12 protein-coding genes are annotated in these 14,003 nt (G+C 73.2%); 8 read left to right on the top strand and 4 right to left on the bottom strand.

The features are described 5' to 3' along the window. Positions 1 to 118 precede the first annotated feature (118 nt). The 5 genes from ASE27_RS18955 (at position 119) to ASE27_RS18975 (ending at position 6,616) form a co-directional block, all read left to right on the top strand. Positions 119 to 1,303, top strand: a complete 1,185-nt coding sequence (locus tag ASE27_RS18955; RefSeq protein WP_056654345.1) for a sensor histidine kinase — start codon at positions 119 to 121, stop codon at positions 1,301 to 1,303. After that, the gene (locus tag ASE27_RS18960; protein ID WP_082609138.1) at positions 1,300 to 2,097 is read left to right on the top strand and encodes a response regulator transcription factor; all 798 of its coding nucleotides are present in this window, start codon (positions 1,300 to 1,302) and stop codon (positions 2,095 to 2,097) included. Before ASE27_RS18955 ends, ASE27_RS18960 begins: the two co-directional genes overlap by 4 nt. A gap of 98 nt (positions 2,098 to 2,195) precedes the next feature. Beyond that, positions 2,196 to 2,996 (top strand): bifunctional hydroxymethylpyrimidine kinase/phosphomethylpyrimidine kinase, encoded by an 801-nt coding sequence (gene thiD, locus ASE27_RS18965; RefSeq protein ID WP_056654349.1) that lies wholly within the window; start codon positions 2,196 to 2,198, stop codon positions 2,994 to 2,996. Between the two features lie 352 nt (positions 2,997 to 3,348). Continuing rightward, complete coding sequence (locus ASE27_RS18970; protein WP_056654353.1) at positions 3,349 to 3,786, top strand: VapA/VapB family virulence-associated protein; 438 nt, start codon at positions 3,349 to 3,351, stop codon at positions 3,784 to 3,786. A 151-nt stretch (positions 3,787 to 3,937) separates the two neighbouring features. Continuing rightward, complete coding sequence (locus ASE27_RS18975; protein WP_056654357.1) at positions 3,938 to 6,616, top strand: phosphoenolpyruvate carboxylase; 2,679 nt, start codon at positions 3,938 to 3,940, stop codon at positions 6,614 to 6,616. Between the two features lie 116 nt (positions 6,617 to 6,732). Here the strand turns inward: ASE27_RS18975 and ASE27_RS18980 are convergent, their stop codons facing one another. Next, a complete protein-coding gene (locus tag ASE27_RS18980) occupies positions 6,733 to 7,515 on the bottom strand; it encodes a deoxyribonuclease IV (protein ID WP_056654423.1) in 783 nt (260 codons plus the stop codon). 131 nt (positions 7,516 to 7,646) lie between these two features. Continuing rightward, positions 7,647 to 8,261 carry an SRPBCC family protein gene (locus ASE27_RS18985; protein ID WP_056654360.1) on the bottom strand — a complete coding sequence of 205 codons (615 nt, stop codon included), beginning with the start codon at positions 8,259 to 8,261 and terminating at the stop codon, positions 7,647 to 7,649. 102 nt (positions 8,262 to 8,363) lie between these two features. Here ASE27_RS18985 and ASE27_RS18990 point away from each other — a divergent pair, with 102 nt between their 5' ends. Both ASE27_RS18990 and ASE27_RS21035 read left to right on the top strand, forming a co-directional pair. Next, positions 8,364 to 8,663, top strand: a complete 300-nt coding sequence (locus tag ASE27_RS18990; protein WP_056654363.1) for an MTH1187 family thiamine-binding protein — start codon at positions 8,364 to 8,366, stop codon at positions 8,661 to 8,663. A 147-nt stretch (positions 8,664 to 8,810) separates the two neighbouring features. Beyond that, entirely contained in the window at positions 8,811 to 10,358 is a 1,548-nt protein-coding gene (locus ASE27_RS21035) for a DUF4357 domain-containing protein (RefSeq protein ID WP_056654366.1), read from the top strand. 122 nt (positions 10,359 to 10,480) lie between these two features. On the opposite strand, the gene ASE27_RS19000 is transcribed toward ASE27_RS21035, so the two are convergent. Further along, positions 10,481 to 11,374, bottom strand: coding sequence for an ABC transporter permease (locus ASE27_RS19000; protein ID WP_082609139.1), 894 nt, complete (start codon positions 11,372 to 11,374; stop codon positions 10,481 to 10,483). After that, positions 11,371 to 12,495: an ATP-binding cassette domain-containing protein gene (locus ASE27_RS19005; RefSeq protein ID WP_082609140.1), complete on the bottom strand. Its 1,125-nt coding sequence runs from the start codon at positions 12,493 to 12,495 to the stop codon at positions 11,371 to 11,373. Before ASE27_RS19005 ends, ASE27_RS19000 begins: the two co-directional genes overlap by 4 nt. A gap of 85 nt (positions 12,496 to 12,580) precedes the next feature. Here ASE27_RS19005 and ASE27_RS19010 point away from each other — a divergent pair, with 85 nt between their 5' ends. Continuing rightward, positions 12,581 to 13,624, top strand: coding sequence for a YafY family protein (locus tag ASE27_RS19010; protein WP_056654370.1), 1,044 nt, complete (start codon positions 12,581 to 12,583; stop codon positions 13,622 to 13,624). Positions 13,625 to 14,003: the final 379 nt, after the last annotated feature.

Raw genomic sequence — 14,003 nt, forward strand, 5'->3', positions numbered from 1 at the left:
CCCTGTCCGCAGGGCGCGTCCCGCCCGGGCGCGTTCGTCCCCGGGGCGGACGCGTCGTCGTCGGACACCAGCCCCAGGGCGGACTCGCCGCGACGGCCCCCCTGGATACGGTGAGGACGTGCAACCGACCCGCCGTGCGCCCGAGTGGGCCCAGGACCTCCTCGTCGCGCTCGCGGTCGGGCTGGTCTGGTTCGGGGGAGTCTGGTTCATGTACCAGGGGGACTACTGGATGCCTCGGGACATCCGGTCGTACTGGTGGACCGGTGCCTGGCTCGTCCTGACGCTGGCCCTGAGAAGGGTCGCGCCCGGTGGGGTCTTCTGGGTCACCGCGGTGTTCTACCCGCTGTTCCAGGACGACGCCCTGAGCAACCAGTTCCATCTCGTCCCGCTCCTGGTGGCGGGCTTCGGCGCGACCCGCCAGGGAGCGGTCCCCCCTCCGCTCGCGGCGATCGGTGTCGTCTTGTCGGGCTGGTCGCTGCACATGAGCAGTGAGCACTGGGACGGGTACTGGCAGGTCGTGGGCTGGTCGTCGCCCTCGGGGATCCTGACCACGGTCGCCCTGGCGCTCGCGGCCGTGGCGCTCGGGTGGATGGTCCGGCGCATCGCCGTGACGGGCGAGGCCCTGCGCGAGCGCAACGAGGAGCTCACGGCCCTGCAGGGGGTGCTCGCCCAGCAGGCCGTGCACGCCGAGCGCACGCGCATCGCCCGCGAGCTGCACGACGTCGTCGCGCACCACATGTCCGCGATCGTCGTCCGGGCGCAGGCCGCGGACCGCGTCGCGCCCAACCAGCCCCAGGCCCCCGCCGAGGCGGTCACCTGGATCGCCGAGGAGGGCAAGAAGGCGCTGACCTCGATGCGCTCGGTCGTGCACGTGCTGCGCCGCGAGACCGGGGACGCGCTCGAGCTCGCACCCGCCCCCGCGCTCGACGACGTCCGGGCCGCGGCCGCGCGCCTGACCGAGGCCGGCCGGGACGTCGAGCTCGACCTGCCCGACGACCTGGGCGACCTGCGGCCCGAGGTGAGCCTCGCCGTCGTGCGCATCGCCCAGGAGGGACTGACCAACGTGCTGCTGCACTCGCTCGCCCCGCGCCTGAGCCTCGTGGTCGTCGCGACGCCCGGGTACGTGCGCGTGGCCGTCCGCGACCCCGGGCCCCCGCTGCCCGACAACCCCGACCTGCACGGCGGCAACGGCCTGCTGAACATGCGCGAACGAGCCCTGTCCTGCGGCGGCACCCTGTCCGCAGGACCCGACCAGAGCGGCGGCTGGCGCGTCCAGGCCGTCCTGCCCCGGGAGACCCCATGAGCCACAGCCCCGTCCCGTCCCCCCTCCCGGACGGCGCCGCGCCCCCCGGGCGCCCACCGGGCCCCGTGCCCCTGCACGTCGTCGCCGAGAGCCGGCCGTTCAGCGAGCCCGTGCGCGTCGTCGTGGTCGACGACCAGGCGACCATCCGCCTCGGGTTGCGCATGATCCTCGACAACGAGCCCGACATCACGGTCGTGGGCGAGGCCGCCGACGGCGTCCAGGGCGTCCGCATGGCACGTGCTCTGCTGCCCGACGTCGTCCTCATGGACGTGCGCATGCCCCACCTGAACGGGATCGACGCAGCGGCCCAGATCTCCGCGGACCCGGCGCTCGCGGGCGTGCGCACGCTCGTCCTGACGACGTTCGACGACGACGAGTACGTCTACGGCGCGCTGCGGGCCGGGGCCGCGGGGTTCCTGCTCAAGGACGCCGACCCCGAGTCGCTCGTGAGCGCGGTCCACCGGGTGCGCGCGGGCGACAGCCTGCTCGACCCCGGCGTCACGCGACGGATCATCGAGCGCTACGTCGAGCTCTCCGACTGGCACGCGGGCTCGGGCGTCGCGAGCGCCCCCGGCGGCGCGTCGGGGCTCGAGCTCGCGACCCCGCGCGAGCGCGAGGTGCTCCTGGCCGTCGCGCGCGGCCTGTCCAACAAGGAGATCGGGGACGAGCTGTTCCTCTCGGAGGCGACCGTCAAGAGCCACGTGCGCTCGCTGCTGACCAAGGTGGGGCTCACGAACCGCGTCCAGCTCGTGATCCTCGCGTACGAGGCCGAGGTGGTGCGGCCGGGGCGGTGACGGGTGCTGCCGGGTGTCGACGGGCCTGCGCGGCGTAGGCTTTCCCGGGGGCTCGGCCCGGGCCCACCACACCTTTCTCGAAGGACACAGGCAGCACCATGGTCAACCTCGCGTACGTCATCGCCGGATCGGAAGCCACCGGGGGAGCCGGCATCCAGGCCGACCTCAAGACGTTCCAGGAGCTGGGCGTCTACGGCGTCGGGACCCTGACGTGCATCGTGTCGTTCGACCCGAAGAACGACTGGGGCCACCGGTTCGTCCCGGTCGAGCCGCAGGTCATCGCGGACCAGTTCGAGGCCGCGACCAGCACGTACGACCTCGACGTCGTGAAGATCGGCATGCTCGGCACGCCCGCGACGATCGACGTGGTGGCCGAGTCGCTCGCGAGCCAGCGCTGGCACCACGTGGTCCTCGACCCGGTCCTGATCTGCAAGGGCCAGGAGCCGGGCGCGGCCCTCGACACCGACACCGCGCTGCGCGAGAAGATCCTGCCGTTCGCCACGGTCATCACCCCGAACGTGTTCGAGGCCAAGATCCTGTCCGGCATGGACACGATCGAGTCCGTCGACGACCTGGTCGAGGCCGCCGAGCGCATCCACGCGCTGGGCCCGGACTTCGTCGTCGTCAAGGGCGGCGTCGAGCTGCCCGGCCCGGACGCCGTCGACGTCCTGTTCGACGGCCAGGAGATCACGGTCTTCTCCGTCCCCAAGGTGGGCGAGGAGCGCGTGAGCGGCGCGGGCTGCACGTTCGCCGCGGCGATCACCGCGGAGCTCGCCAAGGGCAACGACGTCGAGCGCGCCGTGGGCGTCGCGAAGCAGATGGTCACCGAGGCGATCGAGGCGCGCGTGAGCTCGCACGCGCCGTTCGACACGGTGTGGCAGGGCGCGTACACGGACTGACCCGGTGTGGGGAGGGCCGTCACGGCCCTTCCCGACGACGTCACGCGCCCGGGCGAGGTCTCCTCGCCCGGGCGTCGTGCTGCCCGGGGATTTCACCCTTCCCCGGCCGGTGCGCCGGGGGCCGCGGTGTCACCCTGGAAGCACGGGGAGGCTGACGCGCTCGGTGCGGGCCCCAGGTCCCCGTTCGGTGGCTCCACAGCCGCAGGGGTGAGTTCCGCACGGTGAGCCGGGTCGCGTCGACGTTCGCGACGGGGGTCGTTCGTCACGGCCTCCGTCTGTCTGCGACCTTCCGACGGCAGGGACGCGCGGCGTCCCGAGCGTACGGACGAACGCAGACGAACAGGGGAATGTCATGAGCGAGACCACGGTGGACATCGACACGATCGTGTCGGACTTCGAGGCGTCCGTGAAGGACGTGCTCGACCAGGAGAAGATCGACGCCGCGGTGGCGACGTTGAGGGCCACCCGTACGTCCTACCCGGCCACGGGAACGGTCGTCGGCCTGATCTTCTACTACCGGATCACGGTGGACATCACCGGGACCCAGCACCAGTTCGTCGGCAACGCCGGCGGTGTCGGAGGGCTCGGCGGCGGTGGCTTCTGGGGCGACGTCTACACGGACGACATCGAGCGGCTCTACCGCGACACGGTGAGCTTCCAGTTCAACGCGACACCGGTCTACTTCAACGTGAACTTCTTCGACGGCAGCTCGAACCTCCTGGGCAACATCCAGGCAGGGGGGCTCGCGGTCCTGCTGGGCACGGGAGGCGGTTCCGGCAGCTGGAGCTGATGAGTGCCGGGCGACCGCCCGCCCCAGCGAGGCGGGCGGTCGTCCGCGCGGCCCGGAGGAGGCCGATCGTGGTCGCCCGGCTCCGCCGAGGACCGACCATCAGGCAGACGCATGGACGCGCCGGGACCCGGAGCACTTAGGCTTCCGACCTGTGAGCGACAACCTTCCCCCCGAATCCACCGACGGCAACGGCCGCACGGGCGCCCGGCACGAGGTCCCGGCGCCGCTGCGTGACGACGTCCGCCTCCTCGGCCGACTGCTCGGCACGGTCCTGACGGAGACGGGGGACCCCGCGCTGCTCGACGACGTCGAGCACCTGCGCGAGCTCTCGATCCGCGCGTACGGCGAGCACGCCGACGCCGCGCTCGAGGAGGCCGAACGCCTCGTCGAGAGCTTCAGCCACGAGCGCGCCGAGCAGGTCGCCCGCGCGTTCACGGTCTACTTCCACCTGGCGAACCTCGCCGAGGAGCACCACCGGGTGCGCGTCCTGCACGACCGCGAGGCCGAGCTGGCCCCGTCCGTGGTCGACGACACGCTGCCCGAGGCCTTCACGCAGCTCGCGGACGAGGTCGGTCACTCCGAGGCGCTCGCCCGGCTCCAGCGGCTCGAGTTCCGCCCGGTCCTCACGGCCCACCCGACCGAGGCCCGCCGTCGGGCCGTGTCCGCCTCGATCCGCCGCCTGTCCGCGCTGCTGACCGAGCGCGACGGCCTGCCGGCCGGCGGCGCGTCGCTCGCGGAGAACGAGCGCAAGCTCCTCGCCGAGATCGACGGCCTGTGGCGCACGTCCCCGATCCGCGCCGCGAAGCCCACCCCGCTCGACGAGGTCCGCACCGCGATGAGCGTGTTCGACGCGACCCTCTTCTCGGTGTTCCCCACCGTCTACCGTCGCCTCGACGACTGGCTCCTGGCGGACAAGGCAGGTCACGACCGCCCGCTCGCCGCACCGTTCGTGCGCCTGGGCACCTGGATCGGTGGCGACCGCGACGGCAACCCGAACGTCACGGCAGAGACCACGCGGCAGGCCGCGGCCATCGCGGCCGACCACGCGCTCCGGGCCCTCGAGCAGGCCGCCCAGCGGATCGGGCGCACGCTCACGCTCGACGAGCACGGCACGCCCGCCTCCGACGGCCTGCGCTCGCTGTGGCAGAAGCAGCGTCAGCTCTCCGAGGCCATCACGGCCGAGGCCGCGTCCGAGTCGCCCAGCGAGCCGCACCGTGCGGTCATGCTCGTCGTGGCCCGCCGCGTCGCGGCGACGCGCCTGCGCGACGCCGACCTCGCCTACCAGACGCCCGAGCAGCTCGAGGCCGACCTCAAGGTCGTCCAGGACTCGCTCATCGCGGCGGGCGCTCCCCGCGCGGCCTACGGAGACCTGCAGCAGCTTGTGTGGCAGGTCCAGACCTTCGGGTTCCACCTGGCCGAGCTCGAGGTCCGTCAGCACTCGCAGGTCCACGAGGCAGCCCTCGCGGAGATCGCGGAGCACGGCGTGCACGGCCAGCTGTCCGACCGCACGCGCGAGGTCCTCGACACCTACCGCGCGATCGGCTCGATCCAGCAGCGCTACGGCATCCGTGCCGCGCGCCGCTACATCGTCTCGTTCACGCAGAAGCCCGAGCACCTGGCCGCGGTCTACCAGCTCGCCGAGCACGCGTTCGACGGCGCGGACGACGCCCCGGTGATCGACGCGATCCCCCTGTTCGAGACCTTCGCCGACCTCGAGGCGAGCGTCGAGATCCTCGAGGCCTCGCTCGAGCTGCCCCAGGTCCAGCGCCGGCTCGCCGAGAACGGCCGCAAGGTCGAGGTCATGCTCGGCTACTCGGACTCCTCCAAGGACGTCGGCCCGGTCTCGGCCACGCTCGCTCTGCACTCGGCGCAGAGCCGCATCGCCGAGTGGGCGCAGCGCCACGAGATCAACCTGACGCTGTTCCACGGCCGCGGCGGCGCGCTCGGGCGTGGCGGCGGCCCCGCGAACCGCGCGGTCCTGGCCCAGCCCCCGGGCTCGGTCGACGGCCGCTTCAAGCTGACCGAGCAGGGCGAGGTCATCACGGCCCGCTACGGCGACGCGACGATCGCCGCCCGGCACATCGAGCAGGTCGCGGCCGCGACGCTGCTCGCCTCCGCGCCGTCGGTCGAGCGCCGCAACGCCGAGGCCACCGCGCGCTTCGCCGACGTGGCCGCCGCGCTCGACTCGTCGTCGCGCGAGCACTTCCACGCGCTGGTCCGCAGCGAGGGGTTCCCGCAGTGGTTCTCCGAGGTGACCCCGCTCGAGGAGGTCGGCCTGCTGCCGATCGGCTCGCGCCCGGCCCGCCGCGGCCTGTCGGTCGAGTCGCTCGAGGACCTGCGCGCGATCCCGTGGGTCTTCTCGTGGTCGCAGGCCCGCATCAACCTCGCTGGCTGGTACGGCCTGGGCACCTCGCTCCGCGAGTTCGGCGACCTCGAGCGGCTGCGCGAGGCGCACCGCGACTGGCCGCTGTTCGCGACGCTCATCGACAACGTCGAGATGTCGCTCGCCAAGGCCGACGAGCGGATCGCGGAGCGCTACCTCGCGCTCGGCGACCGCGACGACCTGGCCGAGAAGATCCTCGAGGAGCTGCGCCTGACGCGCGAGTGGGTCCTCAAGATCTCGGGCAGCGAGTGGCCGCTGGCCGGCCGCCGCGTCCTGGGCCGCGCGGTCCAGCTGCGCAGCCCGTACGTCGACGCGCTCTCGCTGCTCCAGCTGCGCGCGCTGCGTGGCCTGCGCTCGGGCGCCGAGGGCGAGTACAAGGACGGTCTGCAGCACCTGCTGCTGCTCACGGTCAACGGCGTCGCGGCCGGCCTGCAGAACACGGGCTGACCTCTCGCCGGACATGCGCTGGGCGTTCGTTCTCGACCCGAGAACGGACGCCCTCCGCATGCTCGGCCGACGCCCACCGCACCCGGCCACCCGGGCGAGCTGCGCCGTCGGGCCTCTCAGCCCAGGCGCGAGCGCAACCAGGCGATGTCCGGGCCCATGTCGCCGTGCGTCTCGCAGATCACGGGCGCCCCGGCCGAGGCGACGACCGCGACCAGCTCGTCGGGCGGGACGAGCCCGTCGCCGAAGTGCGCGTGGCGGTCCGCCCCCGAGCCGAACGTGTCCCGGCTGTCGTTCGCGTGCACCAGGTCGATCCGGCCCGTCACGGCGCGGACCTGGTCCGCTGCGGTGCTCAGGTCGATCCCGCCCGCCCAGGCGTGGCACGTGTCGAGCGTGAAGCCGACCTGGTCGCCACCCTCCGCCGCCCCGATCGCGTCCCACAGCCGCCCGATGCTCTCGATCGTGCGGGCCATCGACTTGGCCCCGCCCGCGGTGTTCTCGATCAGGACGGGGACCTTGGCGTCGAGCGCGTCGATCGCCTTGCGCCAGTTGTCGTAGCCGACCGCGACGTCGTCGTTCGCGGTCACGTGGCCGCCGTGCACGATCACGCCCTTGGCGCCGATCTCGGCTGCGCCGTCGACGATCTTCTGGAGCGACTTGCGGCTCGGGATACGGATGCGGTTGTTGGTGCTCGCGACGTTGATGACGTACGGCGCGTGCACGTAGACGTCGAGGTCCGCTGCCGCGGCGTCCGCGCGCAGGGCCTCGGCCCCGCCCGGGTAGGTGAACTCGGCGCCCTTCCAGCCCTGCGGGTCGCCCAGGAAGACCTGGACCTGGTCGGCGCCGATCTCTCGTGCCTGGTTGACGGCGTCGGCCTGGTCGACGTGTGCTCCGATTCGCATGAGGCCCACGCTACGTGCAGCGGGGGACGCTCGGCGCGGCGAGCCCGCACCCGAGGGCCGACGACCCGTCCACGGCGCGCGCCGTGCCCGCACGACGGCGAGCCGCGCCCCACCTTCGGGGAGGGAGCCCCTCAGACCAGCGCCGCGAGCGCGTCGAGCCGGCCCTTCCAGAACTCCTTGAGCGGTGCGACCTCGTCGACCGTCGGCACCCCCGAGTAGCTCACCGCGACCCGGGTCCGGGACCCACCGGCCACGCCCGGGTTCGCCGCGTCGAAGGTCAGGAGCACGCGGCGCGCGCGCCCGGTCGCCCCGCCCACGGCCTCATTGGGCCAGCGCAGCCGCACCGACCGGTCGATCGTCCGCCCGACGACGTCCAGGTCGCCTGCGACCCCGACCTCCGCCAGAGCGGGAGCCAACCACGCGGCGCGGGCGCCGTCGTCGGACACGAGGGTGTAGACCGCCGCGGGCGTCGCGTCCACGGTCCTGGAGACCGAGACGTCGAACGTGCCGTCGGCCCGCTGCCCGGGCGCGCGCATCCCGCGCTCCTGCTCGTACGCGACGGTGAGCGACTGCGCCCACCACGCGTCGACCCCCTGGTCCTCGACGAGCCAGGTCGCGATCCGGGTGTGCGTCCACCCGGTCGCGCCCTGCGCGTCGAGGAGCTCGAACCAGGCTGCCCGGGGCTGCCCCGTCGCGGCCACGACCGCGTCGTCCCCGACCGTCTGCGTGCTGCGTCTGGTGACCATGCGACCACGCTACGGCGCGCCCCCGGGCCTGTCAGAAGATGCGACGGGCAGGTCCCGGCCGGGGGAGTCCGGCCCGCCGGCAGGACGCGGCATGATGGACGCATGGCCATCTTCGCTTTCTCCGTCGCCCCGCTCGGTGCCGGCGAGTCCGTTACGGACTCCGTCGCCGAGGCAGTCCGCATCGTCCGCGCCTCGGGTCTGCCGAACCGGACGACGTCGATGTTCACCGAGATCGAGGGTGAATGGGATGAAGTCATGGACGTGGTCAAGCGTGCGACCGAGGCCGTCGGCGCGGGCGGGCAGCGGGTCTCGCTCGTCCTCAAGGCGGACATCCGCCCAGGTCACACGGGGGAGCTGACGGGTAAGGTCGAGCGTGTCGAGGAGCGTCTCGCGCGCGACTGAGCGTCGAGCATCGCCGGCGTCCCACAGGGTGAAACCGGCGTTTACGGCGTGCACTCACGGGCGTCGTAGGCTATGCGGCAACGCCGCCGTCCCGGGCAGCGTTCGAGGCCGCGTTACGAGCCGTGTCACAAGTCGCAGGAGACCACGATGCCCCTCTTCGAGGTGGACGCCGAGCGTCCAGTTCTCGTCCGCCCGTCGCAGCCGGCGGGTGGGGGGTTCGGCACGGTCGCGCAGCGCGTGGTCGACGGCCACCTCGACGGCCTGCTCGGCGAGCAGATCTTCCCCGTGCGGCAGGGCTCGTCGGTCGACGAGCCGCACCTCCTGGCTCTCGACGCGGCCGGGCTGCCCGTGGTCATCGAGGTCGTCGCCGAGCTGACCGAGGAGACGCTCACCCGTGCCATGAACCATGCGGGCCGGGCCGGTCAGCTCACGCGCGCGGAGCTCGCGAGCCGCTACGCCGGGGGTGCGGGGCGCTTCCAGCAGGACGTCTCGACGTTCTACGACAACGTCCCGCTGACCCGCTCGCAGGCGACGTCGCGCGCCACGGGGGCTCGACTGATCGTCATCTGCTCGAGCGCGGAGGACGGGATCGTGGACGCCCTCGACTTCCTGCGCCAGCCGGGGTCGTCGGTCTCGGTCCTCAAGCTCGGGGTCATGCACGGCGCCGACGGCCGCCGGTTCGTCGACGTCTCGCCCCTGGTCCCCGAGCGCCGGTCGCGCTCGACGGTCCCTGCGGCACCGCCCCGCCCCGCGGTCGGGAACCGGTCCGCGGCGGCGACGGCCGACTTCGCGGAGGGCGTCGCGGTGGGTCGCGCGCTGACGGGCAAGCTGCCGATCGTCACGCAGCGCTCGCGCGCCGACCGTCGGCGCGGCACGGAGCTCGAGGCCGCTGAGACGGTCTACGGATCGTCCGCGGGCTCGATGGCCGAGACGGGACGCCTCGAGCCCGTCCTCGAACCGCTGCTCCCGGCGCCCCCGGTGCCCGCGCCCCCGGTCGCCCCGGACCTCGCGCTGAGCGTCCCGCCCGTCGTCCCCGAGCCGGTGCCCAGCCTCCCGCTCGAGCCGCTCACGGTCCCGCCCGTCCCGCTGCTGGCGAGCCCCCCGGGGGACGAGGCCTCGGAGCAGGGGCGCTACTCGTCGTCGTCGGCGTACTCGAGCCCGCCCGACGACGCCCTGTCGTCGCGCACGCCCAGCCGGTCCTCGATCCTGACGCGCGAGTCCATCAGGACCCGCGAGTCGATCCGGACGCGGGAGTCCGTGCTGACGCGCGAGTCGTACCAGGCCGAGGAGCCCGCGTACGACCCGTTGTCCTACCAACCACCCGCGAACGTCCCCGTGGTCGACGCCCTGAGCACGATCGACCCGCTGGGTCAGGACCTGGTGCCGGCCCCGCCACCCGCACCCGCGTCGCCCCTGGACGACGACCCGGACGACGACCCCGACCTCCATTCGCTCGCCCGGTCCTTCGGGACCCCGGTCTCGCTCGTCTGGTCGCGACCGCGTCGCGGGCAGCGCTTCGAGGCGGTCCTGTACCCGGACGGCTTCATCGAGCTGACCGACGGCGCCCGCTTCCGTCACCCGGACGCGGCAGCGGTCGCGGTGTCGGGGACCGCGACGGCCGACGGGTGGAGCGTGTGGCGCCTGGGCGACGGCGGGCCCACGCTCACGGACGCGTTCCGCGAGCAGTACGCCTGACGCCCGACCACCACGCCTGACACCCGGTCGGCGACGACGCCGACGGCCGGTGAGACGACGACGGGGTGGCACGCCTGCGGGCGTGCCACCCCGTCGTCGTCCTGGGAGAGCCGTGGGAGGAGTCAGTCCGTGCTGCGCACCATGGTCCGGATCCCCACCGCGAGCCCGACGCCGGCGGTCACCACCGCGGCCACCCAGCCCCAGGCGGCGGCCGACGAGGTCAGGTCGCCCGCGAACAGCGAGCGCTCGGCGTCGACCAGGTAGGTCAGGGGGTTGAGGTGGGCTGCGGCCCGCATCCATCCCGGCCCGGTCTCGAGGGGCAGCAGCATGCCGGACAGGATCATGAGCGGGAAGAGCAGCGTCTGCTGCACGAGCCAGAACATCCACTCCTGCTTGCGCACCGCGAGGGCCAGGGCGTAGCTGAGCGACCCGACCCCGACGCCGAAGATCGCGAGCATGAGCAGCCCGAGCACCGCGCCGACGGGGTAGAGCTCGAACCCGAACGGCAGCATCACGAGGACGACCACGACCGACTGCGCAGCGATCGGCACCATCTCCTTGAGCGCGCGCCCCACGAGCAGCGACGGCCGGGACAGCGGTGAGACGAGCATGCGCTCGTGAGCCCCGGTGTTGAGCTCCTGCTGGAGGTTCGCGCCCGTGGTCGAGGTGCCGAACAGCGTGGTCATGACGAGGATCGACGGCACGAACCACTGCCAGACGCTGCCACCCAGCGTCCCGGCCGCGCCGCCGTCCTGCCCGCTGAGCGTGCCGACGAGCAGCGGCCCGAACAGTGCGAGGAACACGAGGGGCTGGACCAGGCCGAACACGACCGAGAACGGGTCGTGGAGCAGGGGCCGCAGCTCACGGACCAGGACGATGCTGGTGTCGCGGGCCAGGTGGGTGAGCCGGCCGCGGGGGCGCGCGCCGGGGCGGCTCCCGGCCGAGCCGGCCCGAGGGGGACCGGCGGACCCGCCGCCGGCCGGGGCCGGAGAGGTCGTGGTGTCGACGGTGCTCATGCTGCGTCCTTCCCGGAGAGCGCGGTGCCCTCGCTGGTCCGTGCGGTGACGTGGTCTGCGGCGACCGACGGGTCGCCGCCGCCCGAGGGGCCGGCCGCGTCTGCTGCGCCCGAGGTGCTGGTCTTGTCTGCTGCGCCCGACTCGCGCAGGCTGCGCCCGGTCAGCGCGAGGAACACGTCGTCGAGCGTCGGGCGGTGGACCTGGGCCGAGGTCACGGTGATGCCCGCGTGGTCGGCTGCGCGCAGCAGGGCCGGGAGCAGCGCGGGGCCGTCCGTGACCCGTGCCGTGACCTGGGTGCCGCGGGCCGGGGTCTCGTCGGTCTCGACCTCCCGTACCCCGTCGGCGCGGGAGACGAGCTGCGCGAGGCGAGCGCCGTCGTCGGGCACCGTGGTCTCGAGGACCACGCGGTCCCCGGCAAGGTTCGTCTTGAGCGCCTCCGCGGTGTCGTCCGCGATGACCTCGCCGTGGTCGACGACCACGACGCGCTCGGCCATGGTGTCGGCCTCGTCGAGGTAGTGCGTCGTCAGGACGATCGTCATGGGGTCGCCCGCCCGGGTGAGCGCGTCGGCCCGCATGCGCAGGACGTGCTCCCACAGGTTGGCGCGGTTGTGGGGGTCGAGCCCGGTCGAGGGCTCGTCGAGGAACAAGAGCGAGGGCGCGTGGACCAGGCCCATCGCGATGTCGAGGCGCCGACGCTGCCCGCCCGAGAGGTCCGCGACCTTGCGCGTGCGCAGCGAGGTCAGGTCGAGCGCCTCGAACAGCTCGTCGGCGCGGCGCCGCGCGGACCGACGGTCGAGGCCGTAGACGACGCCCTGCGTCACGAGCTCGTCGACGGCGCGCTGGTTGTGGCCCGCGGCGTTGCCCTGCCCGACGTACCCGATGTGGTGACGGACCTGCGCGGGGTGCGCGACGACGTCGTACCCCGCGACGGTCGCGCTGCCCGCGGTGGGCGCGATGAGCGTCGTGAGCATGCGCAGGGTCGTGGTCTTGCCGGCCCCGTTGGGGCCCAGGACGGCGACGAGCTCGCCCGGCTCGATGTCGAGCGAGATCCCGCGCACGGCGTGCACGGTCTCGTGGCGGCTCACGACGAAGTCCTTCGTGAGGGAGCGGGTGTGGATCACGGTGTCCTCCAGGAGTGGGTGATGACTCCACCCTGTCGGAGGTAGCGGTCAGGTTCTGTCCGCTACCTCGTGCGACGCTGGGAGCATGCTCGAGACATCGGCCCGGCTCCTCGCCCTGCTCTCCCTGCTCCAGGCCCGGCGGGACTGGCCCGGGGAGGCCCTCGCCGACCGCTTGCGCGTCAGCCCACGCACCGTGCGGCGCGACGTCGACCGGTTGCGCGAGCTCGGCTACCCCGTGCGCGCGACCAAGGGGCCAGACGGCGGGTACCGCCTCGACGCGGGCGCCGAGCTCCCGCCCCTGCTGTTCGACGACGAGCAGGCCGTCGCGGTCGCGGTCGCCCTCCAGACGACCCACGTGGGCGGGATCGAGGAACCTGCGCGCCGTGCGCTCGCGACCATCCGCCAGGTCATGCCCGCGCGGCTGCGCGGACGCATCGACGCGCTCGAGGTGACCGCGGTCCGGTCTGCGCGGGACGAGGCGAGGCCGGTCGTGGACCAGGCCGTGCTCGTCGCGGTGGGGAGCGCCGTGCGGGCGCGCGAGGTGCTGCGCTTCGACTACGACGGCGGGTCCTCGCCCCTGCTCGGCTCGGGCGAGGCGGCCTTCCGGCCCCCGCGGCGGGCCGAGCCCCACCACCTCGTGACGTGGGGAGGACGCTGGTACCTCGTCGCGTGGGACCTCGAGCGCCAGGACTGGCGCACGTTCCGCGTCGACCGCATGACGCCGAGGACCCCGACGGGGCCCCGGTTCGCGCCCCGGGAGCTCCCGGCGGTGCCCCCGGGCGCGGGCTCGGAGGCTGGGGGCGAGCGGGAGCGGAAGGGCAGGGACAAGGAGCCCGACGTCGCCGCGTATGTCGCGCACGTCTTCTCCCGTCCCCGGTGGCCCGTCGAGGGCGAGGTGGTGCTGCAGGCGCGGGCCGACGTGCTCGCGCCCTGGGTCGGCGACCAGGGTGTCGTCGAGGCGATCGGCCCCGACCGGTCCCGCCTGGTCGCCGGCTCGTGGTCCTGGCGCGGGCTCGCGGCGTGGGTCGGGATGTTCGACGTGCCGTTCGAGGTGGTCGGCCCCCAGGAGCTGCGCGACGCGGTGCGCGAGCTGGGGGAGAGGTACCGGGGCGCGGTCGAGGGTGGGTGAGCGTGGCTGCGTGGTGTGCCGAGGGGCGGTGACCGGGGTCACCTCCGGCCAGGTTGACCTGGGGGTTCACGTCCCCGTAATGTTCTCGAAGTCAGCCCGGCAGGGAGAAACAGACACCACTGCGAAGCTCCTCGGAGCCGCCGCGAAGTGGCTGTTCCCGGGGCTGGAATCCGAAACTCGAGCTGGTCGCCTCGCGCCTCCAGGACGAAGGACGGAGCCGATCTTCCAGTTTTGACCCGGTTCGCCCGGGTTTGAAACGAAGAAGCCGGTCTGGTAGGTTTAAGAAGTTGCCCCGAGTGAAGGCCTGGAAACGGGTTGGAGTCGGTGCGTGTCGGTTGCTTGAGAACTCAACAGTGTGCTTGATAGTTAATGCCAATTG

The organism is Oerskovia sp. Root918, assembly GCF_001428945.1.
GTDB classification, from domain to species: domain Bacteria; phylum Actinomycetota; class Actinomycetes; order Actinomycetales; family Cellulomonadaceae; genus Oerskovia; species Oerskovia enterophila.

What these genes read in the sequence shown, in the direction of transcription:
- ASE27_RS18990 (WP_056654363.1), top strand. Translation starts at nt 8,364, where the DNA reads ATGGCCATCTTCGCTTTCTCCGTCGCCCCGCTCGGTGCCGGCGAGTCC.
- ASE27_RS19010 (WP_056654370.1), top strand. Translation starts at nt 12,581, where the DNA reads ATGCTCGAGACATCGGCCCGGCTCCTCGCCCTGCTCTCCCTGCTCCAG.
- ASE27_RS18960 (WP_082609138.1), top strand. Translation starts at nt 1,300, where the DNA reads ATGAGCCACAGCCCCGTCCCGTCCCCCCTCCCGGACGGCGCCGCGCCC.
- ASE27_RS19000 (WP_082609139.1), bottom strand. Translation starts at nt 11,374, where the DNA reads ATGAGCACCGTCGACACCACGACCTCTCCGGCCCCGGCCGGCGGCGGG.
- ASE27_RS21035 (WP_056654366.1), top strand. Translation starts at nt 8,811, where the DNA reads ATGCCCCTCTTCGAGGTGGACGCCGAGCGTCCAGTTCTCGTCCGCCCG.
- ASE27_RS18985 (WP_056654360.1), bottom strand. Translation starts at nt 8,261, where the DNA reads ATGGTCACCAGACGCAGCACGCAGACGGTCGGGGACGACGCGGTCGTG.
- thiD (WP_056654349.1), top strand. Translation starts at nt 2,196, where the DNA reads ATGGTCAACCTCGCGTACGTCATCGCCGGATCGGAAGCCACCGGGGGA.
- ASE27_RS18970 (WP_056654353.1), top strand. Translation starts at nt 3,349, where the DNA reads ATGAGCGAGACCACGGTGGACATCGACACGATCGTGTCGGACTTCGAG.
- ASE27_RS18980 (WP_056654423.1), bottom strand. Translation starts at nt 7,515, where the DNA reads ATGCGAATCGGAGCACACGTCGACCAGGCCGACGCCGTCAACCAGGCA.